A 23,731-nucleotide genomic window follows, 5' to 3' on the forward strand; every position below is an offset into this window, starting at 1 on the left:
ACGTGATCGGACTGGTCGTCAACCCTGTCGCCGGAGTCGGCGGGCCCGCGGGCCTCGCCGGCTCCGACGGCGCGGACGTGCAGCGCCTCGCCCTCGCGCGCGGCGCCCGTTCGCGCGTGCAGGAGCGCACGGCCGCCGCTCTCGCGGTGCTGGCCGCCCGGCATCCGTCCCTCGAGGTGCTGACCGCCGCCGGCCCGATGGGCGCCGACGCCGTGCGCGCCGCCGCCCTGGTGCCGCGTGTCGTGTACTCGCTCGACGGCGACACCGAGGACACGGATGCCGCGGACACGGCGCGTGCCGTGGAGACGGTGGCGAGGGCGGGCGCGGAACTGATCCTCGTCGTGGGTGGAGACGGGACGCTGCGGGACGCCGTCGCGGGGCTCGGTGTCTCGGACGCGCGACGGATGCCGGCGGTGCTCGGCATCCCGGCCGGAGTGAAGATGTACTCGCCGGTGTTCGCCGTGAGCCCGGCCGCCGCGGGGGCGATCGCCGCCGACTGGGTGGCGCAGGGCGTGCTGCCGACCGAGGAGCGCGAGGTGCTCGACATCGACGAGGCCGCGCTGCGGCGCGCACGCGTCGACCCGGTGCTGCACGGATTCCTGCGGGTTCCGGTGCGCCGCGGCCGCACCCAGGCCCGCAAGGCGCCGACCCCGGCGAGCGAGGCCGCCGCCGTCGAGGCCGCGGCGAGAGGCGCCGTCGCGCGCATGCGGCCAGGTGTCCGCTACCTGCTCGGCCCCGGCGGCACCACTGCCGAGATCGCCCGTCAGCTCGGGGTCGTCGGCACCCCGCTCGGCGTCGACGTCGTGCTCGACGGGGCCGTCACGGTGGCGGGCGCGAGCGAGCAGCAGCTTCTCGCCGAGACCGTCGCGGGGCCCGCCCAGGCCGTCGTCACCGTGATCGGCGGCCAGGGGTTCCTGCTCGGCCGGGGCAATCAGCAGCTCTCGGCATCCGTCATCCGCTCCCTCGGCGACGAGCCTCTGATGGTCGTGGCCCCCGAGCAGAAGATCATCGACCTGCGCGGACGGCCGCTGCTGGTCGACACCGGAGACGCCGCGCTCGACGCGCGCCTCTCCGGCCACGTGCGCATCACCACCGGCGTCGGCACCAGCAGCCTGTACGCCGTCGCCTCTTCCCACACCCTCTGAAAGGAACATCATGCGTCTCGAGAACAAGAAGGCCATCGTCACCGGCGGCGCGGGCGGCATCGGCCGCGCCACGTCGCTCGCGCTCGCCGCGGAGGGGGCGGCGGTCGCCGTCGTCGATCTGAACGCCGAGGCCGCGGAGGCCGTCGCCGCCGAGATCCGCGCGGCCGGAGGAGCCGCGGTCGCGATCGCCGCCGACGTCGCCAGCGAGGCCGACATCGAGCGCGTCATCGCCACGACCGTCGCAGAGCTCGGGGGCGTGAACGTCGTCTTCAACAACGCCGGCATCATCCGCCGCACGACCGCCGTGGAGACGACCGTCGAGGAGTGGGATCGCGTGTTCGGCGTGAACGTGCGCTCGATCTTCCTCATGTGCAAGCACGTCGTGCCGATCATGGAGGCCGCTGGCGGCGGCTCGATCATCAACACGGGCTCCGGCTGGGGGCTCAAGGGCGGTGGCCAGGCGATCTCCTACTGCGCCTCGAAGGGTGCGGTCGTGAACATGACCCGCGCGCTCGCGATCGACCACGGCCCCGCCGGCATCCGGGTCAACTCGGTCAACCCCGGCGATGTGAACACCGGGATGCTGAGCGACGAGGCCCGTCAGCTCGGGCAGGACCCGGCGTCGTTCCTCGCGGAGGCCGCCGATCGCCCGCTGCGCCGCATGGGGCAGCCGAGCGAGGTCGCCCAGGCCGTCGTCTGGCTCGCGAGCGACGACTCCTCCTACGTCACGGGTTCGGCCCTGGTGGTCGACGGCGGCGGCATCGCCTGAACACGTGTGTCACCCCGTGTCGTACGGGGTGACACTGTGCGGTCCTGGGAGTATCTTTGTTTGACCACCGAAACAAGATGATTCGAGGACACCGTGGCGCCGGCGACCCAGACCGCATTCTCCGAGGGTGAGATCTTCCGGCTCGTGCGCACGGGAGCGGCGCAGTCGCGCGCCGACCTCGCCCGGCTGACCGGGCTCTCCCCGTCGACCGTCGCGCTCCGGATCGAGGCGCTGATCGCCCACGACTACATCGAGGAGAACGGCGAGGGCGTGTCGCGCGGCGGTCGGAGGCCCCGCGTGCTCACGGTGAAGGCCGGGGGCAGCGTCGTCGTCGGCGTCGATCTGGGCGAGCAGCACGCGACCGTCGCGCTCTTCGATCGTCGGGCGGAGGTCGTCGCCTCGACCGTCGCCCGGGTGTCGCTCCTCGACGGTGTCGAGAGCGTCGTGAACCAGGTGTGGGAGCACGCTCGCGGACTGGCGGAGGACCACGGCGGCCTCACGATCGAGGGCATCGCGATGAGCCTCCCCGGTCCCGTGGATTCGCGCACCTCGCGCCTGCTCGCGCCGATGCGGATGCCGGGCTGGAACGGCGTCGACGTCGGCGAGGTCCTCGGAAAGACCACGGGGCTCCCCTTCCTCATCGACAACGACGCGAACGCGATGGCCGTCGGCGAGTTCATCGAGCGCGGCGGCGAGCAGGAGCAGCTGGTGTTCGTGAAGGCGGGCAGCGGCATCGGCTGCGGGATCATCCTCGACGGTGCGGTCTACCGCGGCTTCCGCGGGGTGGCGGGCGACATCAGCCACGTCGCCCTGCACAACGCGCCGCCCATCATCTGCTCGTGCGGTCGGGTCGGCTGCCTCGACGTGGTCGCGAGTGGGGCGGCGATCGTCGATGCGCTGCGAGAAGCGGGTGCGGCGGTGGAGACGCTCGACGACGTGCTGGCGCTGGCGCAGGACGCGCACCCGAAGGCGACCTCCGCTCTGCGGGAGGCGGGTGCCCGCACGGGCGAGGTGCTCGCGACGATCATCAACTTCTTCAACCCCCAGGCTCTCGCTCTGGGCGGGCGTCTCGCCACGGCCGATGCCTTCGTGGCGGGGGTGCGACAGGCGCTGTTCACCCTCTGCCTCCCGATGTCGACGGACGCTCTGGAGATCGGAGTGAGCCGCGCCGGCGCGTTGGCGGGTGCCCGCGGCGTCGCCTGGGAGCTGCTGGAGCGGCTGCTCGACCCCGCCGGAATCGACGAGGAGCTGCGTCTCGTCGCCCAGTAGTTCGATCATCGGCGTAAGTCGGATGCCGGTAGCAGCAAGTGGCTCATCTTGATTCGAGAGCGACTCTAGACTCGGAGTATGACCGAGACCTCGCCGCTCCCGCGCATCGCCATCGCCGGCATGGCCATCGAGTCCAGCACCTTCTCGCCGCACCGAGCAGGCGAGCGGGACTTCCTCCGCATCGAGGGCGACGACCTCGTCATGCGCTACGACGCGCTGCGCGACGGAGAGCTCACGGACAGGGCCGAGTGGCTGCCGGTGCACTACGCCCGGTCGATCCCCGGCGGCGCGGTGCTGCGCGAGGTGTACGACGCCATCAAGGCGCGCATCTGCGACGGGCTGCGCGAACTCGTGGCCGACGGCGGGCGGCTCGACGGTCTCTTCTTCGACATCCACGGGGCGATGAGCGTGGTGGGCATGGACGATGCCGAGGGCGACCTGATCACCGCGATCCGTGAAGTGATCGGCGCGGACGTCGTCGTCTCGGCATCGATGGATCTGCACGGCAACGTGTCGCGTGCCCTGATCGAGAACGTCGACATCATCACGTGCTACCGACTGGCCCCGCACGAGGACACGTGGGAGACCCGCGACCGCGCCATCCGCAACCTGGTCGAGGCGCTCGAGAGCGGCGTCACCCCGCGTCGCGCCTGGGTGCGCGTGCCCATCCTGCTGCCCGGGGAGAAGACCAGCACCCGGGTGGAGCCCGCCAGGAGCCTCTATGCCCGCATCCCCGAGATCGAGTCGCGCCCCGGCGTCACCGACGCGGCGATCTGGATCGGCTACGCCTGGGCCGACGAGCCCCGCTGCCACGCCACGGTCGTCGTGACCGGCACCGATGACGAGGCGACGTCCGCCGCCGCGTCGGAGCTCGGTCGCGCGTTCTGGGACGTGCGCGACGACTTCGAGTTCGTGGGCCCTCCCGGCACGCTCGACGAGGGGGTCGCTGCCGGGCTGGCCGCGACCGACACCCCGTACTTCATCAGCGATTCGGGTGACAATCCCGGCGCGGGCGGCACGGGCGACGTGACCTGGACGCTCGCCCAGCTGCTGCAGAAGCCCGAGCTCACCGCGGACGATGCGCCGGTGACGCTGTGCGCGTCGGTGTTCGACAAGGGCGCGCTGGACATCCTTCGCGGCTGCACGGTGGGTGAGCGGGTGTCCGTCGAGGTGGGCGCGCGCGTCGACAGCGGTCCGCACGGGCCGGTCCTGGTCGACGGCGTGCTGCACAACCTGCACGAGGGCGATGAGGATGCGGGCGGCATCGCCGTGATCCGGGTCGGCGGGCTCCACGTGATCGTCACCGAGTACCGCAAGGCGTACCACGACGTCTCCGACTTCACCTCGATCGGACTCGACCCGGTCGCGGCGCAGATCGTCGTCACGAAGATCGGCTACCTGGAGCCCGAGCTCTACGCCATCATGCGCGGATGGACGCTGGCGCTCACCCCCGGCGGCGTCGACCAGGACCTCGAGCGCCTCGGGCACCACCGCATCCAGCGGCCGATGCATCCGTTCGACGCGTTCGACGCCGCACCCGACCTGACCGCCGAGATGGTGGGATGACGAGGGCCGTTCCTCTTTGTTTCGACAGCGAAGCAAGTTAGTTACTCAAACGTAACAAGATCGACTTTTGTGACTAACTTAGTTCGTGCATGATTCAAAGTGCGTCTTAAATTGGACGAACGCTTCGGTGACGAGGCGGTGAACGAGGAGGTTTACATGCGATCTCAGTCGCTGCGTCGCAGGCTGCTCGCCCCCCTGGGTGCGCTCGCCGTCGCGACGCTCGCCCTGACCGCCTGCCAGGCCGGAGCCACGAGCGACGGCACGGCGAGCGAGAAGGACACGGTCAGCTTCGCGCTCCAGGTGGGAACGGGTCCCAACTGGATCCTGCCGATCTCGTCTCCCGACAAGATGGCCACGCACAACAGCGCCATCAAGGCGACGATGTGGCCGCGTCTGTTCGAGTACAACGGCGTCGACGGTGAGATGGGCTGGGACAAGAAGGCGTCCGCAGCGAAGTCCTACGAGTTCTCGGAGGACCGCAAGACCATCACCATCACCCTGAACGACCTCGACTGGTCGGACGGCACGCCCGTCACCTCGCGCGACGTCGAGTTCTGGTACAACCTCGTGCGCTTCAACGGCGAGAAGACCGGCGGCTACTCGGCCGGCCTGATGCCCGACAACATCGTCGAGTTCACGACCGTCGACGACAAGACGTTCTCGCTGACGATGGACAAGGTGTACAACGAGGAGTTCCTCCTCGGCAACCAGCTCAGCCTCATGTACCCGATGCCCCAGCACGTGTGGGACAAGACGAGTGCGGACGGCGAGATCGGCGATCACGACCGCGACGCCGCGGGCGCGGCCGACGTGCTGGACTACCTCTTCTCCGAGGCGGAGGACATGAAGACCTACGCCTCCAACGACCTGTGGAAGACCGTCGCCGGTCCCTACACGGTGAAGAGCTGGTCGGACTCGGGCCTCGTGGAGCTCACCGCCAACAAGAAGTACACCGGCGAGGACAAGCCGAGCATCGACAACGTCAAGTTCCTGCCGTTCACCTCGGCGGACGCCGAGATGAACGTCGTGCGCTCCGGTGACGTCGACTACGGCTACGTGACCAGCTCGCAGCTCACCAACGAGAAGCAGTTCACCGACCTCGGCTACAGCATCGAGCCGTGGGCCGGCTGGTCGATCACGTACATGCCCTACAACTTCGCCAACCCCGAGAAGGGCTCCTTCTACAAGCAGCTCTACGTGCGCCAGGCGCTGCAGCACGCCGTCGACCAGGAGAGCATCTCCGACGTCGTCTGGCACGGCGCCGCGACGCCGGACTACGGCCCCATCCCGCAGACGGCGGACTCCAACGGACTCTCCGACGTGCAGAAGGACAACCCGTACCCGTTCGACCTGAAGAAGGCCGAGAAGCTGTTCACCGACCACGGCTGGGTCAAGGGGGCCGACGGCACCCTCGAGTGCGCCGAGGCGGGCGCGGGCGAGGACCAGTGCGGTGAGGGGATCGCCGCCGGTGCGAAGGCGGAGATCGTCGTCACCACGCAGAACGGCTCGCAGGAGACCGACAACATGATGGCGGAGATCCAGTCCTCGCTCGGCAAGATCGGCGTCAAGATGACGATCGACTCCAAGCCGCTGGACACCGTCCTCACCCAGGCGCAGGAGTGCAAGACCGGCAGCGCGTGCACGTGGGAGCTCGTCTTCTTCGGCACGGCCGGCAGCTGGTACTTCCCGCCCTACGCCACCGGTGAGCGCGTCTTCGCGAAGGACACCAAGTGGAACGCGGGCCAGTACGACAACCCCGAGGCGGAGGAGCTCGTGCAGGCGATGGCCTTCTCGACCGACCCCGAGATCGCGAAGAAGTACTCCGCGTTCCTCGCCACCGACCTCCCGGTCATGTGGATGCCGAACCCGGTCTACCAGGTCTCCGTCGTCCGCGACGGACTCGACATCGCCCACCAGGACCCGGGCGCGTCGTTCCTGCCGCAGCGCTGGTCCTGGGCCAAGTAACGAGTAGGTGACATGAGCGTGGTGGAAGCGGCGCAGAACGCGCAGCAGAAGAAGGAGAGGGCCGGCGGCCCGCGGTTCTGGTGGTACCTGTTGCGACGGGTCGGCCAGGGCGTGATCGTCATCCTCATCGTGACGCTGATCGTGTTCGCGCTGCTCCACCTCGCCATGCCGCAGGGGCCGGCAGCCGGCATCCTCGGCATGCAGGCCTCGCAGGAGCAGATCGATGCGTTCAACAAGGAGAACGGCTTCGATCTGCCCCTGTGGCAGCAGTACCTCAACTTCCTCGGGCAGCTGATCCAGGGCGACCTCGGCGACTCGTTCAAGCTCAACCGCCCCGTGGCCGACGCCATCGGCCAGCGCCTGCCGAAGACGCTGATCCTCGCGCTGATCTCGATGATCTTCGCTCTGATCATCGCGATCCCGATGGGCATCTTCCAGGCCGTGCGCCGCGGCAAGGCGGCCGACTACGCGCTGACCACCTGGAACTTCATCATCTACTCGACCCCGTCGTTCTTCCTCGGGCTCATCCTGGTGATCGTGTTCGCCCAGTGGCTGCGGCTCGTGCCGGCACAGGCGCCGCAGGGCGAGACCGTCGGCGAGGTGCTGGCGAATCCGGCGGGTCTCGTGCTGCCGGTGCTGACCGCGGCGCTCGGCATCATCGCGACGTTCTCCCGCTACATGCGCTCCGCGACCATCGACAACCTCTCCGAGGACTACGTCCGCACCGCCAGGGCGAAGGGCACGCCGATCCCCGTGGTGATCACCCGTCACGTGGTGCGCAACTCCCTGACCCCCGTGATCGCCATGCTCGGCTACTACCTGCCGGTCATGTTCGGCGGCATGATCGTCGTCGAATCGCTCTTCAACTACCCCGGCATGGGCCTGCTGTTCTGGACCTCGGCGCAGACCTCCGACTACCCCGTGCTGATCGGCTGCATCCTGGTGATCGCGCTCGCGACGGTCATCGGATCGCTGCTCGCCGACATCATCCAGGCGCTGCTCGATCCGCGCACCCGAGAGGAGCTCTCGTGAGCACGACGACCATCGTGATGCGCACGCTGACCCCGCGCCAGCGCGGCATGCGCCGCTTCCTGCAGAACAAGCTCGCGGTCTTCGGGATCGTGACCATCGCCCTGTTCCTGCTCTTCTGCTTCGTGGGGCCGCTGATCCATCCGACGGATCAGATCCACACCGATCTGCGCAGCACGATGCTGCCTCCCGGCTCGGCCGGGCACCCCCTCGGCACGGACGACGTCGGCTACGACGTGCTCGGCCGCCTCATGGTCGGCGGGCAGATCTCGATCCTCATCGGGCTCGCGGCCGGGGTCCTCGCGACCGTGATCGGCACCCTCTGGGGAGCGATCGCCGGGTACGTGGGCGGCGCGGTGGACACCGTGATGATGCGCGTCGTCGACGCGGGCATCGCGATCCCCGCGACCTTCCTGCTGCTCATCCTCTCCGCGATCCTGCGTCCGAGCGTCCCGCTGATGATCTGCGTCATCGGGCTGGTGTCCTGGCTCGTCCCTGCGCGTCTGGTGCGCGCCGAATCGATCTCGCTGAAGTCGCGAGAGTACGTGCTGGCGCTGCGGGCCATGGGCGGCACCCACTCCCGCGCGGTGCTCAAGCACATCGTGCCCAACACGGTCGGCACGATCGTCGTGAACGCGACGTTCCAGGTCGCCGACGCCATCCTGCTCGTCGCCTACATCTCGTTCCTCGGCATGGGGCTGCAGAAGCCGGCCACCGACTGGGGCGCCATGCTCACGAGCGGCATCACGTACACGTACGCGGGCGCCTGGTGGCTGATCTTCCCCGCAGGCTTCTGCATCGTGCTCACGGTCTGCGCGTTCAACAGCATCGGCGACGGGCTCCGTGACTTCTTCGACGTGAAGGGGCGTGCCGCATGAGCGACGCACTGCTGGAGATCTCCGATCTGAAGGTCACGTTCCGCACCGAGGACGGCGCCGTGGATGCCGTCAAGGGCATCGACCTCGAGGTCCGACCCGGCGAGGTTCTCGCGCTGGTCGGCGAGTCCGGCTCGGGCAAGTCCGTCACGGCGATGGCCATCCTCAAGCTGCTGCCGCGCACGGCCGCCGTCACCGGCTCGATCCGGCTCGCCGGACGAGAGCTCCTTCCGCTCAGGGAAGCCGAGATGAACGGCATCCGCGGCGCCGAGATCTCGATGGTGTTCCAGGAGCCGATGACCGCGCTCAACCCGAGCATGCGCATCGGCGATCAGATCACCGAGGCGATCCTCAACCACGGCGGCGTGTCGAAGGCCGACGCGTGGGAGCGCGCGGTCGAGATGCTCGGACGCGTCGGCATCCCCGATCCGTCTCGGCGGGCGAAGAGCTATCCGCACGAGCTGTCCGGCGGTCAGCGTCAGCGCGTCGTCATCGCCATCGCCCTCTCGTGCGAGCCGCAGCTGATCATCGCCGACGAGCCGACGACAGCGCTCGACGTGACGGTGCAGGCGGAGATCCTCGATCTCATCCGCCGCCTCGCAGCCGAATCGGGTACCGCGTTCCTCCTCGTCACGCACAACATGGGCGTCGTGGCGGACATCGCCGACCGGGTCGCCGTGATGTTCCGCGGCACGATGGTCGAGGTCGGCGACACCCGCACCGTGCTCACCGCGCCCCGAGAGGACTACACGAAGAAGCTCCTCAGCGCCGTGCCCTCGCTGCCCGACGCCGCGAGCGTCGTGGAGCGCGAGCCCGAGCGCGAGCTCGCCGACGCCGTGCTCGAACTGGATGCCGCCAGCGTGACCTACCGTCGCGGCGGACGGCCCTTCCTCGCGCTCGACGGCGTGAGCCTGAGCATCGCCCCCGGTGAGATCGTCGGTCTCGTCGGCGAATCGGGCTCGGGCAAGTCGACGCTCGGCCGCGCTGCCCTGGGGCTGCTGCCGCTGTCGAGCGGTGGGATGACGCTGTTCGGCGAGAAGGTCGGCCGCGGCGGCGTCTCCGGGCGGCGTGAGCGCGAGCTGCGCGGCAGGGTCGGAGCGATCTTCCAGGACCCGGGGTCGAGCCTCGACCCGCGCATGACGGTGGGAGAGGCGATCTCCGAGCCCATGCTCGTGCAGCGGCGGAAGATGCCGACGACCGCCGCGCAGCGCCGCACCCGCGTGGCCGAGCTGCTCGACGCCGTCGAACTCCCCGCGAACTACGCGACCAGGTACCCGCACGAGCTCTCGGGCGGACAGCGTCAGCGCATCGGCCTCGCCCGCGCCATCGCCCTGGAGCCGGAGCTCATCATCGCCGACGAGCCGACCTCGGCCCTCGACGTCTCGGTGCAGGCCGCGGTGCTCGAGGTGCTGCGCGACCTGCAGGAGAAGATGCACTTCGCCTGCCTCTTCATCAGCCACGACCTCGCGGTCGTGCACGAGATCTCCGACCGGGTGGCCGTGATGCTGAAGGGCGAGATCGTCGAGACCGGTTCGGCCGACGACGTGCTCCTGGCTCCACAGCATCCCTACAGCCGTCGCCTCCTGGCCTCGGTCCCCGTGCCCGATCCGGACAAGCAGGCGCTGCGACGGGAGGCCCGAGCGGCCGCCCGGGTGACCGCCCCGTGACGGCGCTCGCCTCCGACGCGCACAGGAGCAGGGGCAGGACGGGCGACCGCGGCGCCGCGGTCGTGCTGGGGCTCGACGTCGGCGGGTCCAGCGTCAAGCACCTCCTCGCCAGCGCCGACGCGTCGATGTCGCAGCCGCCGACGCCGCTCGCGCGCGGCAGGAACGCGACGCCCACCGCCTCGCCGGCCGAGGCGCTGGCGGCCATCGCGGAGACGGTGACGGGCGAGCACTCCCTGGCCCGCCTCGTGCTCTCGATCCCCGGCATCGTGGACGAGGAGAACGGCGTCGTCATCCGGTCGACCAACATCCCCGCGCTCGACGGGGCCCCCCTCGGACGCCAGCTCGAGTCCGCGCTCGGCGTGCCGGTCGACGTGATCAACGACGGGCACGCGGCGGCGGTCGCCGAGGCCTCGTGGGGCGCGGGCGCCGGCATCGATGACATCTTCGTGCTGGCCCTCGGCACCGGGATCGCCGGCGCGCACGTGGTCGACGGGCGGGTCGTCACGGGTGCCCACGGGTCGGCGGGGGAGCTCGGACACGTCACGATCGACCCGATGGGCGGCGAGTGCTCGTGCGGTCGCCGCGGGTGCCTGGAGACCATCATCGGAGCCCCCGCGCTCGATGCGGCGTGGGCGGATGCCGGTGGCCGCGGTGGACCGGAGGCGCTGCTCGACGCGTTCGCGGCGGGCGACGGCGCGGCGACCGCGATCGTGCGCCGTGCCTCGTCGGCTCTGGCCGAAGCCATCCTCACGCTCTGCGCCGTCGTGGACCCCGGGGGCATCGTGATCGGCGGCGGGCTCGCCCAGGCGCCGCATCATCTGGTGACGCTCGCCGAGCGCTACGTGCGGGAGCGAGCGACGTTCCATCGTGTTCCGCCCATCGTCCCGGCGACGCTCGGCGGATGGGCGGGCGCCAACGGCACCGTGCTCACCGCGCTCCGCCGCCAGCACGCCTGACGCGTCGCGTCGCTCCCGTCGCAAGAACTCCCGGTATTCGGAGCGGATACCGGGATCATTCGCGACGGGAGCGGATGCCGCCCCCAGGACACTCGCGTAAAATCAGCACAATGACCGATGCCCCCGACCCCGCTGACCTCCTCGGACCGGGCGTCGACCCCGACGATCTCGCGACCACGCTGCGAGTGCTGGCCGAGCTGCACGAGATCGACAACGAGCATCCGGACTTCGTGGCCGTGCGCCACGCGACCGCCGCGATGTTCAAGGCCGTCAAGCGCGTGCGTCGCAAGGAGATCCGCGACGCGATCGCCGAGGCCGACAAGGCCGTCGTCGCTCGCACCGCGACGGGCGCCCCCGACCGCATCGACGACGAGACCCGCGGCAACGACCTCGCGACGAGCGTGGTCGACGCCCCGATCGCCGGCGAGCTCATCAAGCCGCGCAACTGCTACATCTGCAAGCAGCCGTACACGCTCGTCGACGCGTTCTACCACCAGCTCTGCCCCGACTGCGCGCGCTTCAGCCACGGCAAGCGCAACGCCCGCACCGACCTCACCGGCAAGCGCGCGCTGCTCACCGGAGGCCGCGCGAAGATCGGCATGCACATCGCGCTGAGGCTGCTCCGCGACGGCGCGCACACCACTATCACGACGCGCTTCCCGAGGGATGCCGTCCGCCGATTCTCGGCCCTGCCGGACTCGGCCGACTGGCTGCACCGTCTGCGCGTCGTCGGCATCGACCTGCGCGACCCCGCGCAGGTGATCGGCCTCGCCGACTCGGTCGCGGCGCAGGGACCCCTCGACATCCTCATCAACAACGCCGCGCAGACCGTGCGGCGCTCGCCCGGCGCGTACTCGCTGCTGGCGGATGCCGAGCTGCAGCCGCTGCCCGACGGACCGCTGCCGGAGATGGAGACGTTCGGTCACACGAACGACCAGCACCCGCAGGCCCTGCAGGCCTCGGTGGACGCGCATCCGCTGCTGTCGGTCGCAGCCCTCGGCGGCACCGTCGCCGCGCAGGGCGGTCAGGCGCTCACGGCCGAGGACCTCGCCCGGCTCGCGATGGCTCCAGGCTCATCGTCGTTGGAGAAGCACGCCGACGGCACCGCGATCGACGCGGGCGGACTCGTGCCCGACGTCAACCGTGTGAACAGCTGGGTGCAGTCGGTCGACCAGGTCGACCCGCTGGAGATGCTCGAGGTGCAGCTGTGCAACACCACGGCGCCGTTCCTGCTGATCAGCCGCCTGCGTCCGTCGATGGCGGCGTCGAGCGCGCACCGGAAGTACGTGGTCAACGTCTCGGCGATGGAGGGGCAGTTCTCCCGCCGCTACAAGGGCCCCGGTCACCCGCACACGAACATGGCGAAGGCCGCGCTGAACATGCTCACCCGCACCAGCGCCGGAGAGATGCTGGAGACCGACGGCATCCTGATGACCGCCGTCGACACCGGCTGGATCACCGACGAGCGCCCGCACTTCACGAAGGTGCGCCTGGCGGAGGAGGGCTTCCATGCCCCGCTCGACCTCGTCGACGGCGCCGCCCGAGTGTACGACCCGATCGTGCGCGGCGAGGCCGGCGAAGACGTGCACGGCGTGTTCCTGAAGGACTACGAGCCCAGCCCCTGGTGAGGCCGCGCGTACCCGATCGGGCGCCGCAGGCTTACGCGACCGGGTGCCCCTGCAGCGGGTAGGGGAGCGGATGCGGCAGCCACACCGTCACGTTCAGGCCGCCGCCGGGGCGTGCGGTCAGCACGAGGGAGCCGTCGTGGGCCTGCGCGATGCGCTGCACGATCGCGAGCCCCAGGCCGACGCCCACGTGGTCGGCGTCGCGGGCGCGCTCGGCTCCGCGCTGGAACGGCTCGGCGAGAGCCGCGACGACGTGCGGGGGCAGGTGGGGGCCGGTGTTCTCCACCACCAGGGCCAGGGCCCGCTCCTGCGCGTGCGTGCGCACCGTGACGGCGCCGTCGGCGGGGAGGTTGTGCACGATCGCGTTGTGCACGAGGTTCATGATCAGCTGCTGCAGCAGCGCGGGGTTGCCGAGCACGATCGCCGCATCGCCCGCGACGTCGACGGCGACCCCGCGCTTCTCGGCCAGCGGCAGCAGCGACTCGGCGGCCTCCTCGGCGAGCAGCGACAGGTCGACGATCTCGCGGGTGAACGCCCGACGATCGGCGCGGCTGAGCAGCAGCAGAGCCTCGGTGACCTCGATGGCCCTGACGTTGACCTCCTGCAGGCGGTCGATCAGCTCGTCCACGTCGCGGTCGGGATCGGCGCGGGCCACGTCGAGCATGGTCTGCGAGATCGCCAGGGGGGTGCGCAGCTCGTGCGAGGCGTTCGCGGCGAAGCGCTGCTGCTCGGCCATGTTCTGCTCGAGCCGGTCGAGCATCGAGTCGAACACGTCGGCGAGGTCGCGGAACTCGTCGCGCGGTCCTTCCAGCGCCACGCGGTGCGACAGGGATCCCTGCGCGGCGAGCTGCGCCGCGTAGCCGATGCGGTTCAGCGGAGCCAGCATCCGCCCTGCCAGCCACCAGCCGCCCGCCCAGCCGATGGCGAGCAGCACGATCATGACCAGGATCGCGACCGGGACGAACGCCCGCATCAGGTCGGAGCGGTTGGGGATGAACATGCCCTCCAGCCCCTGGGGGATCTGCACGTCGGGCACGTAGCGGAGCAGGAACAGCCCCACGGCGGCGAGCAGCAGGAGTCCCGACACCACGACGATCCCCGCGTAGCTCAGCGTGAGCTTCATGCGGGCCGTCATGCCGCGGCGCCTAGGCATCGGCATCCGTCCCGATGCGGTACCCGACCCCGGGCACGGTGAGGATCAGCCAGGGCTCGCCCAGGCGCTTGCGCAGCGACGAGACGGTGATCCGCACGGCGTTCGTGAACGGATCGGCGTTCTCGTCCCACGCCCGCTCCAGCAGCTCCTCGGCGCTGACGACACCGCCGTTCGCACCGACCAGCACCTCCAGCACGGCGAACTGCTTGCGGGTGAGGGCGACGTAGCGTCCGTCGCGGAACACCTCGCGGCGGAACGGGTCGAGCCGCAGCCCCGCGACCTCGAGCACGGGCGGGCGGTTGTGCTGGCGGCGCCGGTCGAGGGCGCGCAGCCTCAGCACGAGCTCCCGCAGCTCGAACGGCTTGGTGAGGTAGTCGTCGGCGCCGATCTCGAAGCCGGAGGCCTTGTCGTCGAGTCGGTCGGCGGCGGTCAGCATCAGGATCGGGATGCCGCTGCCCGAGGCCACGATCCAGCGGGCGACGTCGTCGCCGGAGGGGCCGGGGATGTCGCGGTCGAGCACGGCGAGGTCGTAGGAGTTGACGGCGAGGAGCTCGAGCGCGGTGTCGCCGTCTCCGGCGATGTCGGAGGCGATGGCCTCCAGGCGCAGTCCATCGCGAACCGCCTCGGCGAGGTAGGGCTCGTCCTCGACGATCAGCACGCGCATGGCTGAGAGCTTACGCAACCGGGCATATCGGGAGCATATGGAAAACCGCATACGCCGTGGCAACAGGCTCCCTTCTTCACTGGAATCATGAACGACAGCCGCTCCCTCAGACAGCGACGCCTCACCACAGTGCTCGGCCTCGCGCTCCTCGCCGCCCTGGTCGCCGGACTCATCGCCGTGATCGCCCAGCAGGCGTCCGCCCCCGCATCCGCCACCATCGATGCGCCAGGAGGCGCGGCGGCCACCGACAGAACCGTCGACGAACAGGACGGCAAGATCGAGGAGGCCGACCGGATCTCGGTGTTCGCCGACACCCCCGCGGTGTCGAACCTCGACGCCGACCTGCTCGCCGCCGTGCGGTCGGCCGCCACCGCCGCCGAGGAGGACGGCATCCGCCTGCACGTCAACAGCGGCTGGCGCTCCCCGGCCTACCAGGACGAGCTGCTCGCCGACGCCGTCGCGAAGTACGGCTCGGCAGAGGAGGCTGCGCGCTGGGTGGCGACGCCCGAGCGGTCGGAGCACGTCTCCGGCAAGGCGATCGACCTCGGCCCCGTCGCCGGTCAGGACTGGCTCTCGCGTCACGGTGCGGAGTTCGGCCTGTGCCAGATCTACGGCAACGAGCCGTGGCACTTCGAGCTGCGTCCGTCGGCTCCGGCCAACGGCTGCCCGCTCATGTACGACGACCCCACCGCCGATCCGAGGACCCAGCGATGACCATGACGCTCACCGCCCCCCTGTCGCGTCTGCACGCGCCGACGCTCACCACCCTTCCCGCCGCGGTCGCGGCCAACGTCGACCGCGTGCGGGCGGCGACCGACGCCAGGATCATGGCCGTCGTGAAGGCCGACGGCTACGGGCACGGCGCGGTCGCCGTCGCCAGGGCGGCCGTCGACGCCGGCGCCGACTGGCTGGGGGTGACGGATGCCGCAGACGCGACCGCGCTCCGCGACGCGGGACTCGACGTGCCGATCCTGGCGTGGCTGAACCCGTCCGGCGTCGATGCCGCCCAGGCCGCCGCCGACCGGGTCGACATCGCCGTGGGCTCCGTCGAGGAGCTGCGGCAGCTGGCCGGGGATGCCGAGGAGCCCGTGCGCGTGCACCTCCACCTCGACACCGGCATGTCGCGAGGCGGGTGCCCGGTCGAGGACTGGGCGGAGCTGCTGCGCGTCGCGCGGGCCGCCGCCGGCCGCATCGAGATCGTCGGGGTGATGGGGCATCTGCCCCTGGCCGACGACGCGGATCCGCGGGCGAACGCCGCCGCGGTGCTGCGGATGCGGCACGGACGCGACACCGTGCTGCGTGCGGGCTTCGGGCCGCTGGTCACGCACCTCGCCGCGACCTCGGGCGCGCTCACCGACCCCGCCACGCACTTCGACCTGGTGCGGGTGGGCGCCGGTCTCGTCGGCATCGACCCGTCGGGCACCGTGGAGCTGCACGGGGCGTCGCGGCTGACGGCATCCGTCGTGCACTCGGCGCTCGTGCGCGCCGGTACGGCGATCGGCTACGGAGGGACGTACGTCACCCCGGCGGAGACGCACCTCAGCGTGATCGGCGTCGGGTACGCCGACGGGATCCCGCGCGAGCTGACGGAGGGGGCGGGTGTCGAGATCGGGGGGTCTCGGCATCCGATCGTGGGGAGGGTGTCGATGGACCAGATCGTCGTCGACACGGGGAGCCGGGAGTTCCCCAGGGGGGAGACGGCGACCGTGTTCGGACCGGAGGGCGGGGCCGTGCCCAGCGTGCAGGAGTGGGCGCGCTGGGCGGGGACCATCCCGCACACGATCGTGACGGGCATCGGCCCGCGAGTGGAGAGGAGCAGGGCATGAGGGTACTGGTCATCGGCGGAGGACAGAACTCCGAGCACGAGGTGTCGCTCGCCTCGGCGGCCGCTGTCGCCACGGCGCTGCGGTCGATCGGCCACGAGGTGCGCACGGTCACGATCTCGCGCGATGGGGTGTGGGATGCCGCGCCCGTCGCCACCCCCGCCGAGTCGCTCGCCGCGGCCATGCCCGCGCTCGCCTGGGCCGATGTCGTGTTCCCCGCCGTGCACGGTGCGCTCGGCGAGGACGGAGCGCTCGCGGCCCTGTGCGCGCTCGCCGGAGTCGCCGTCGTCGGCTCCGACCTGCGCGCGGGGGCGATCGGCATGGACAAGTGGGCGACCAAGCTCGTGGCGGAGGCCGCGGGCATCGCGACCGCGCCGGGGTACGTGATCTCGGACTCCGACCTCGGCGACGTGGAGTACGAGGGACCGGTCGTCGTGAAGCCGGTCTCCGCCGGATCCAGCTACGGCGTGGGGCTCGTGCGCGAGCCCGGCGACCTGCTCGATGCGCTGCGCACCGCGGCGCGGTTCGACAGCCGGATCCTCATCGAGGAGGTCATGCGCGGTCGTGAGATCGACGTGGCCGTGATCCGCGAAGCCGGGGGAGTGCGCTGGGCGGCCCCGCCGCTGGAGATCCACGCCGCCGGGCTCTTCGACACGGCGATGAAGTACGACGGCACCGCGAGGTTCACCGTCCCCGCCGTGCTGACGCCGGCGGAGGCGGGAGCGCTGACGCGCACGGCCGTGGCGATGTTCGACGCGCTCGGCTGCGCCGGGGTGGCCCGCATGGACTTCTTCCTCACGGAGGGCGGCCCCGTGCTCAACGAGGTCAACACGATGCCGGGGCTCACCGCGGCCTCGCAGGTGCCGCGCATGTTCGCGGCGGCGGAGGTGCCGTACCCCGAGCTCATGGACAGACTCGTGCGGGCCGCGGCCGACCGTCGGGCGTCGAGCGAGCGCAGTGCGACGACACGGAGGGACCATGCGACAGCGTGAGGGGTGGCCCGACGTCGCGAAGGGCGTGTGCATCGTCCTCGTGGTGCTCTGGCACGTGGTCACCAAGCACGCGATCGACGTGCAGGGGGCGGGGCCGGTCACCGACAGCTGGGCCACGCTGAACGCCCAGCTGCTGCCGCTGCGGATGCCGCTGTTCTTCCTCATCTCGGGGATGTTCGCCGGACGCGCCGTCACCGCGCCGAGCGGCGGGAGCTGGCGCATGCGCGCGGGCCGCCTCGCCCTCGTCTACGTCGTGTGGGTCCTCATCCAGACCGCGATGCTCGCGCTCACCCCCGACTTCGACACGGCCCGGGCGGAGGACGCCGGGGAGCTCCTCGCGCAGCTGACCTTCAGCCCGACCAACCTCTGGTACCTGCTCGCGCTCGCCGTGTATCTGGCCGTGGCGCGGTTCACCAGGCACGTGCCGACGGCGGTGCTGCTGCCGGCGGCCTTCGTGGTGTCGGCGGTGGCGGCATCCGGAGTGCTCCCCGACCTCGGCAACCTGTGGCAGGTCCTGCAGAACCTGTTCTTCTTCCTCGCGGGACTGCGTCTCCGCGAGCTCGTCGAGCGCTTCGCGGCGACGACGGGCCTGCTCCGAGCCTTCATGCTCGGAGCGGCATACATCGCGGCGGCCGCGGCCGTCGGGGTGCTCGGCATGCGTCAGTGGCCGGGCGTCTGGCCCCTGCTGTCGGTGCTCGCCGTGGCGTTCGGCGTCGCGGCGTGCGTGCTCCTCGACCAGCGGGTGGAGGCCGTCGCACGACCGCTGCGCTGGATCGGGCGGCGGACCCTGCCGATCTACGTGATCCACATGATCCCGCTCGCCCTGCTCGACGGAGCGCTCCGGTCGACCGGCATCCGCACCGTCCCGCTGATCGAGGCCGTCGAGCCGCTCGTGCTCACCGCGGTCGTCATCGCGATCTGCCTCGGCGTGCACGCGCTGCTGATGCGCCTCGGGCTGAGCATCCTCTTCGACCCGCTGCTCCCGCTGACGCGAGCACGGGAGCGGGCGAGAGCGCTGACCTCCGGATCTCGGGAGGTGCAGCACTGACCGCACAGCGGTCGGGGTGACGGCTAGAGCCGGTCGACCCCGGTCACGGTCACCACGGCGGCGCCCTCCTCGTCGGATGCCGCGAGGTCGACGGTCGCCGAGATGCCCCAGTCGTGGTCGCCCGCGGGATCGTCGAGGATCTGCCGCACCGTCCACTCGGACGCGCCCTCGGTGACGAGGATGAGCGAGGAGCTGCGGGCGTCGGCGCCCGTGAGGATGTCGTCGTGGTCGGCGAAGTAGGCGTCCAGGGCGTCGGACCAGGCGTCGGCGCCGAAGTGCGGGTCGAGCTCGGCGAGGGACTCGACGTCCTCCCTGGCGGCGAGCTGCACGCGGCGGAAAAGCTCGTTGCGCACGAGGATGCGGAAGGCCCTGACGTTGCTCGTGAGGCGCTTGGGCGCTGGGGGGACCACCGGACCGTCCTCGTGGTCGACGGGGTGCCCGTGCACCAGCTCCTCCCACTCGTCGAGGAGGCTCGAGTCGACCTGCCGCACGAGTTCGCCGAGCCACTCGATGAGATCGCGCAGGTCGTCGTTCTTCAGCTCCTCGGGGATCGTCTGCGACGCCGCGCGGTACGCGTCGGAGAGGTAGCGGAGCACCACGCCCTCCGAGCGGGCGATCCTGTAGTAGGCGACGTATTCCCCGAACGACATGGCACGCTCGTACATGTCGCGCACGACGGACTTCGGATGCACCTCGAAGTCGCGGATCCACGGCTGCGCCGCGCTGAACGTCTCGAATGCCGCGCTCAGCAGCTCGTCGAGCGGCTTCGGATAGGTGATCTGCTCGAGCAGCTCCATGCGCTCGTCGTACTCGATGCCCTCTCGCTTCATCTCGGCCACCGCCTCGCCGCGGGCGAGGAACTCCTGCTGCCCGAGGATGGCCCTGGGGTCGTCGAGCGTGGACTCCACGATCGAGATCATGTCGAGCGCGAAGCCGGCGGAGTCGGGGTCGAGCAGATCGAAGGCGGCGAGGGCGAACGGCGACAGCGGCTGGTTGAGCGCGAAGTTGGGCTGCAGGTCGACGGTGAGACGGATCTCACCGGCATCCGTCTGCTCGACCACGCCGGATTCGAGCAGTGTCCGGTAGATGCCGAGGGCCCGCAGCGCGAGCTCGCGCTGGCGCCGCCGGGGCTCGTGGTTGTCGTATACCAGTGAGCGCATATTCCCGAAGACGTCGCCGCCGCGGGCGATCACGTTCAGCATCATCGCGCTCGTGATCTGCATGTGCGAGGTGAGCGTCTCGGGCACGGCGTCGATGAGCTTGCGGAACGACGGCTCGCCCCACGACACGAAGCCGTCCGGCGCCTTCTTGCGCACGATCTTGCGCTTCTTCTTCGGGTCGTCGCCCGCCTTCTTGATGGCGGCGGCGTTCTCGCTCTCGTGCTCCGGCGCCTGCGAGACCACGGTGCCCGCGGTGTCGTAGCCCGCGCGACCGGCGCGGCCGGCGATCTGGTGGAACTCGCGCGCGTTGAGCTGCCGCATCCGGGTGCCGTCGAACTTCGTGAGCGCCGTGAGCAGCACGGTGCGGATCGGCACGTTGATGCCGACGCCGAGAGTGTCGGTGCCGCAGATCACGCGCAGCAGCCCGCGCTGGGCGAGCTGCTCGACGAGCCGGCGGTACTTCGGCAGCATGCCGGCGTGATGCACGCCGATGCCCGCACGGAGGAACCGGGAGAGCGTCTTGCCGAACGCGGTCGTGAAGCGGAACTCCCCGATCAGCGCCGCGATCTCGTCGCGCTGCTCGCGCGTGGCGACCTTCGTGCTCGACAGCGCCTGCGCGCGCTCCATGGCCGCGGCCTGCGAGAAGTGCACGATGTAGATCGGCGCCTGGCCGGTGCTCAGCAGGTCGTCGATCGTCTCGTGGATCGGCGTCGTCTCGTAGAAGAAGTGCAGGGGCACCGGCCGCTCGACGCCGGTGACGGATGCCGTGTCGCGACCTGTCCGTCGGGAGAGATCGGCGGCGAGCTCGGTGACGTCGCCCAGCGTCGCCGACATCAGGATGAACTGCGCCTGCGGCAGCTCCAGCAGTGGCACCTGCCAGGCCCAGCCGCGATCGGGGTCGGCGTAGAAGTGGAACTCGTCCATGACGACCTGTCCCACCTCGGCATCCGTGCCCTGACGCAGGGCCAGGTTCGCGAGGATCTCGGCCGTGCAGCAGATGATCGGGGCATCGGCGTTCACGGAGGAGTCGCCCGTGATCATGCCGACGTTCGCGGCGCCGAAGATGTCGACCAGCGCGAAGAACTTCTCGCTGACCAGGGCCTTGATCGGGGCGGTGTAGTACGTCCTCCGGCCGGACACGAGGGCGGCGAAGTGCGCCCCGACCGCGACGAGCGACTTCCCCGTGCCGGTCGGTGTCGAGAGGATCAGGTTGTTCCCGGAGACGATCTCGATGACCGCCTCGTCCTGCGCGGGGTACAGGCTGATGCCGGTGGACTCTGCCCACTCGACGAACGCCAGGTACACGGCATCCGCATCGGATCCGTCGGGTACGGCGGTGTGATCGAGGAGCATCCTTCGATCATCCCCTACCGGGCGGATGCCGGCCTACCGCCGTCGTGTGCCGCCGGGGTCGGGGGAAGTGACGCCTCGCGGTGGAATTGACCCCCGGCAGGGGTCACCTGCACGTCCGATATGACGCGTCGATGCGGCATCCTGCTTGACTCCCCACCGAGCGCGCCCCCCAGTGCGCGCCATGCGTCCGCTTCGACATCCCCGCAGGCTCCTGAGTCCCCCCATGGACTCTTTTCGCTGCGCGATCGGAGACGGGCGACACATCACCGAGGGAGAGGGCAAGGTATGGAGCACGTATCGCGTCGGACGGCGAGCAGCCGTGGCACGAGGGGTCGGGGATTCACCCGATCGATGACATGGGCGGTCGGAGCCGTCACGGTTCTGGGCGGGGTCCTGCTGCCCGCCACCGCTGCGAGCGCGGCGGAGGACGTCATCACGGTCACCAGTCTCGGGCTCAGCGGCCCCGGCACGCTGCGCGGAGCGCTCGAGGCCGCGAACGCCTCCACGAACCCCGACGGTGTGCGCATCGTCTTCGATGCGGCTCTCGCGGGCACGGGCGAGCTGTCGCTCACCGGCGGCTCGGCGAACAGCATGCTCACGACCGACATGACTCCTCCCGGATCCACCTGGGACACCCTGGGTGCGCGCTTCCTCATCGATTCCGAGGTTCCCGTCTCGATCGACTTCACCAACCTCGACGGCATCACCGACATCGACGGCTCGTTCGCCGCCGGCATCTACGTCGCATCCGACGACGTCTCGCTGAGCAACCTCGCCAACCTGCGCGCGGCCGAGTCCGGCATCGTGATCAGCGGCACCGGCACGACCGTCACGAACGTGGAGCTCAAGGACAACGAGACGAACTGGCAGGAGGTGGGCGTGCTGCTGCTCGACGGGGCGGCCGACACCACGCTGACCGATCTCGTGATCCAGAGCCCTCTCTACGGCGGCATCATCGTCGAGCACGACGCGACCGTGACCAACACCGTGATCGACGGCCTCGCCAGCCGCGGCGTCGAGACCTACGCTCACGTGTTCATCGACAACGACTCGACCGTCACGGGCTTCACGGTGCGCAACAGCGTTCTCGGAAACCCCGCGGAGACATCGCCGACGCACGGCGTGTGGCTCGACCAGAACGCCACGGTCACCGGCCTCACTGTCGCCGATTCGACGATCCAGTCACCCGGGAAGAACGGTCTGTTCTTCGACGGCGCCGGTCAGACGCTGACCGACACGAGCATCACGGGCACGACGTTCGGCGGCAACGAGGGCAAGAACATCTCGCGCACGATCGGCAACAACACCGCCGACTGGAACGGACTGGTCTTCTCCGGCAACGACGTCTCCTACGCGGGCTCCGTCGTCTTCGGCGGAACGCTCACCGACGCGACCTTCGCCGACAACTCGTTCACGAACATCAGCGACGGCGTGTTCGCCGCGCTGCAATTGGGGGACACGACCACGAACGTCGACGTGACCGGGAACACCTTCGATGTGATCTGGGCCGTCGACACCATCCGCGTGCAGGGGGCCGGCGCCACCGACGTCGTCATCGCGGACAACACGATCGAGAACCTGACCGCGGACATCTCGCGCTCGGCGATCCGCATCGACGCCCCCGGTACCGGCAACATCGTGCAGAACAACACCCTGATCCAGGATCTGACCGACGAGACGCTCCCGGCCACGGTCGACAACCACTGGGCGATCTACAACTCCGCGAACGCTGCGAGCGCCGACGCCCCGGTGGGCTGGAGCATCATCGGAAACTCGATCGACGGCTTCGGCGGTCGTGACCGTTCCCAGGCTCCGATCGTGCACAACGCGATCGGCACGCTGCCGGTGATCGGCAACACCTTCGGCGCGAACACCCGCGGCGGCACCGACCCGGTGATCGAGGAGAGCGGCTTCTGGTTCCTCTGGAACGTCGGCGACTCGGTGAGCAACAACACGGTGCAGACGTTCCGTCCGGAGACGGTGCGCTACGACGGCGCCACCGCCACATTCACGGCCGTCCAGCCGGCGAACCTCATCGGCAACAACACCGCGGCAGCTCCCGTGACGCTCCACGTCTACTGGACGGCGGCGGACAACGCCGAGGAGTACCTGGGCGAGATCACGGGTGTCGCTCCCGGCGCGTCCGTGTCGATCCCCACCACGCACACGACGGGCTTCCTGCGCGTGCAGACCGTCGATGCGAACGGGTTCACCTCGCAGTACTCGAGCATCGACGAGGACACCGCTGTCGTCCCTGCCGCTCCGGCCGTGACCGGGACGACGCCGACCGGCGCGACCGGAACCGGCACCTCGGGCGCGACGATCACCGTCCGCAACACGAAGGGCGACGTCGTCGCCACCGCGGTGGTCGGCGAGAACGGCGCCTGGTCGCTCACCTCCGGTCTGACGTGCAACACGCAGTACTTCGTCGACCAGACGGTCGACGGGGTCGAGAGCGCGACGATCCCGTTCACGACGGCAGCCTGCCCGACCACGCCGGGAACCGGTGGGGGCACCACGGGTGGCGCGGGCGGCAAGGGCAGCACCGGCGGATCGCTCGCGAACACCGGTGGGGCAGACCTGACCGGCGTCGCGCTCGGCGCGATGGCCGTGCTCCTGCTCGGCGGCTCGATGCTGGTGCGTGCGCGCCGGCGTCGCGCCTGATCGGGCGG

General features: G+C 70.3%; 18 protein-coding genes. 15 read left to right on the plus strand and 3 right to left on the minus strand.

Features of this window, described 5'->3' with window-relative positions:
* Positions 1-2 precede the first annotated feature (2 nt).
* The 10 genes from CQ047_RS04700 (at position 3) to CQ047_RS04745 (ending at position 12,869) form a co-directional block, all read left to right on the plus strand.
* Positions 3-1,145: an ATP-NAD kinase family protein gene (locus CQ047_RS04700; protein ID WP_105673131.1), complete on the plus strand. Its 1,143-nt coding sequence runs from the start codon at positions 3-5 to the stop codon at positions 1,143-1,145.
* A gap of 10 nt (positions 1,146-1,155) precedes the next feature.
* Complete coding sequence (locus CQ047_RS04705) at positions 1,156-1,914, plus strand: SDR family NAD(P)-dependent oxidoreductase (protein WP_105673132.1); 759 nt, start codon at positions 1,156-1,158, stop codon at positions 1,912-1,914.
* A 93-nt stretch (positions 1,915-2,007) separates the two neighbouring features.
* A complete protein-coding gene (locus tag CQ047_RS04710; RefSeq protein ID WP_105673133.1) occupies positions 2,008-3,183 on the plus strand; it encodes an ROK family transcriptional regulator in 1,176 nt (391 codons plus the stop codon).
* A gap of 78 nt (positions 3,184-3,261) precedes the next feature.
* A complete protein-coding gene (locus tag CQ047_RS04715; RefSeq protein ID WP_105673134.1) occupies positions 3,262-4,749 on the plus strand; it encodes a M81 family metallopeptidase in 1,488 nt (495 codons plus the stop codon).
* A gap of 156 nt (positions 4,750-4,905) precedes the next feature.
* On the plus strand, positions 4,906-6,714 hold the full coding sequence (locus CQ047_RS04720) for a peptide ABC transporter substrate-binding protein (protein WP_105673236.1): 1,809 nt from the start codon (positions 4,906-4,908) through the stop codon (positions 6,712-6,714).
* A gap of 12 nt (positions 6,715-6,726) precedes the next feature.
* Positions 6,727-7,746: an ABC transporter permease gene (locus CQ047_RS04725; RefSeq protein WP_105673135.1), complete on the plus strand. Its 1,020-nt coding sequence runs from the start codon at positions 6,727-6,729 to the stop codon at positions 7,744-7,746.
* Entirely contained in the window at positions 7,743-8,621 is an 879-nt protein-coding gene (locus tag CQ047_RS04730) for an ABC transporter permease (RefSeq protein WP_223587300.1), read from the plus strand. The genes CQ047_RS04725 and CQ047_RS04730 overlap by 4 nt, the downstream gene beginning before the upstream one ends.
* Positions 8,618-10,285 (plus strand): ABC transporter ATP-binding protein, encoded by a 1,668-nt coding sequence (locus CQ047_RS04735; protein WP_105673136.1) that lies wholly within the window; start codon positions 8,618-8,620, stop codon positions 10,283-10,285. Before CQ047_RS04730 ends, CQ047_RS04735 begins: the two co-directional genes overlap by 4 nt.
* Positions 10,282-11,241, plus strand: coding sequence for an ROK family protein (locus tag CQ047_RS04740; protein WP_105673137.1), 960 nt, complete (start codon positions 10,282-10,284; stop codon positions 11,239-11,241). Before CQ047_RS04735 ends, CQ047_RS04740 begins: the two co-directional genes overlap by 4 nt.
* Before the next feature lie 110 nt (positions 11,242-11,351).
* The gene (locus CQ047_RS04745; RefSeq protein ID WP_105673138.1) at positions 11,352-12,869 is read left to right on the plus strand and encodes an SDR family NAD(P)-dependent oxidoreductase; all 1,518 of its coding nucleotides are present in this window, start codon (positions 11,352-11,354) and stop codon (positions 12,867-12,869) included.
* 31 nt (positions 12,870-12,900) lie between these two features.
* Here the strand turns inward: CQ047_RS04745 and CQ047_RS04750 are convergent, their stop codons facing one another.
* Both CQ047_RS04750 and CQ047_RS04755 read right to left on the minus strand, forming a co-directional pair.
* Positions 12,901-14,001 carry a HAMP domain-containing sensor histidine kinase gene (locus CQ047_RS04750; protein ID WP_105673139.1) on the minus strand — a complete coding sequence of 367 codons (1,101 nt, stop codon included), beginning with the start codon at positions 13,999-14,001 and terminating at the stop codon, positions 12,901-12,903.
* A gap of 10 nt (positions 14,002-14,011) precedes the next feature.
* The gene (locus CQ047_RS04755) at positions 14,012-14,683 is read right to left on the minus strand and encodes a response regulator transcription factor (protein ID WP_105673140.1); all 672 of its coding nucleotides are present in this window, start codon (positions 14,681-14,683) and stop codon (positions 14,012-14,014) included.
* An 87-nt stretch (positions 14,684-14,770) separates the two neighbouring features.
* Between CQ047_RS04755 and CQ047_RS04760 the strand changes: the two genes are divergently transcribed.
* From CQ047_RS04760 to CQ047_RS04775, 4 genes are read left to right on the plus strand one after another with little or no spacing between them, the layout of a single operon-like run.
* Positions 14,771-15,397, plus strand: a complete 627-nt coding sequence (locus tag CQ047_RS04760; protein WP_105673141.1) for a M15 family metallopeptidase — start codon at positions 14,771-14,773, stop codon at positions 15,395-15,397.
* Positions 15,394-16,509, plus strand: a complete 1,116-nt coding sequence (alr, locus tag CQ047_RS04765; protein ID WP_258132482.1) for an alanine racemase — start codon at positions 15,394-15,396, stop codon at positions 16,507-16,509. The genes CQ047_RS04760 and alr overlap by 4 nt, the downstream gene beginning before the upstream one ends.
* A complete protein-coding gene (locus tag CQ047_RS04770; protein WP_105673142.1) occupies positions 16,506-17,498 on the plus strand; it encodes a D-alanine--D-alanine ligase in 993 nt (330 codons plus the stop codon). The genes alr and CQ047_RS04770 overlap by 4 nt, the downstream gene beginning before the upstream one ends.
* The gene (locus tag CQ047_RS04775; protein ID WP_105673143.1) at positions 17,485-18,546 is read left to right on the plus strand and encodes an acyltransferase family protein; all 1,062 of its coding nucleotides are present in this window, start codon (positions 17,485-17,487) and stop codon (positions 18,544-18,546) included. Before CQ047_RS04770 ends, CQ047_RS04775 begins: the two co-directional genes overlap by 14 nt.
* Before the next feature lie 23 nt (positions 18,547-18,569).
* On the opposite strand, the gene CQ047_RS04780 is transcribed toward CQ047_RS04775, so the two are convergent.
* Positions 18,570-21,059 (minus strand): RNA helicase, encoded by a 2,490-nt coding sequence (locus tag CQ047_RS04780; RefSeq protein ID WP_105673144.1) that lies wholly within the window; start codon positions 21,057-21,059, stop codon positions 18,570-18,572.
* Between the two features lie 351 nt (positions 21,060-21,410).
* On the opposite strand from CQ047_RS04780, the gene CQ047_RS04785 reads away from it, so the two are divergent.
* Positions 21,411-23,723 carry a hypothetical protein gene (locus CQ047_RS04785; RefSeq protein WP_105673145.1) on the plus strand — a complete coding sequence of 771 codons (2,313 nt, stop codon included), beginning with the start codon at positions 21,411-21,413 and terminating at the stop codon, positions 23,721-23,723.
* The last annotated feature ends 8 nt before the right edge of the window (positions 23,724-23,731 follow it).

It is taken from the genome of Microbacterium sp. MYb72 (assembly GCF_002979415.1).
In the GTDB taxonomy this organism is placed as follows: Bacteria; Actinomycetota; Actinomycetes; order Actinomycetales; family Microbacteriaceae; genus Microbacterium; species Microbacterium natoriense.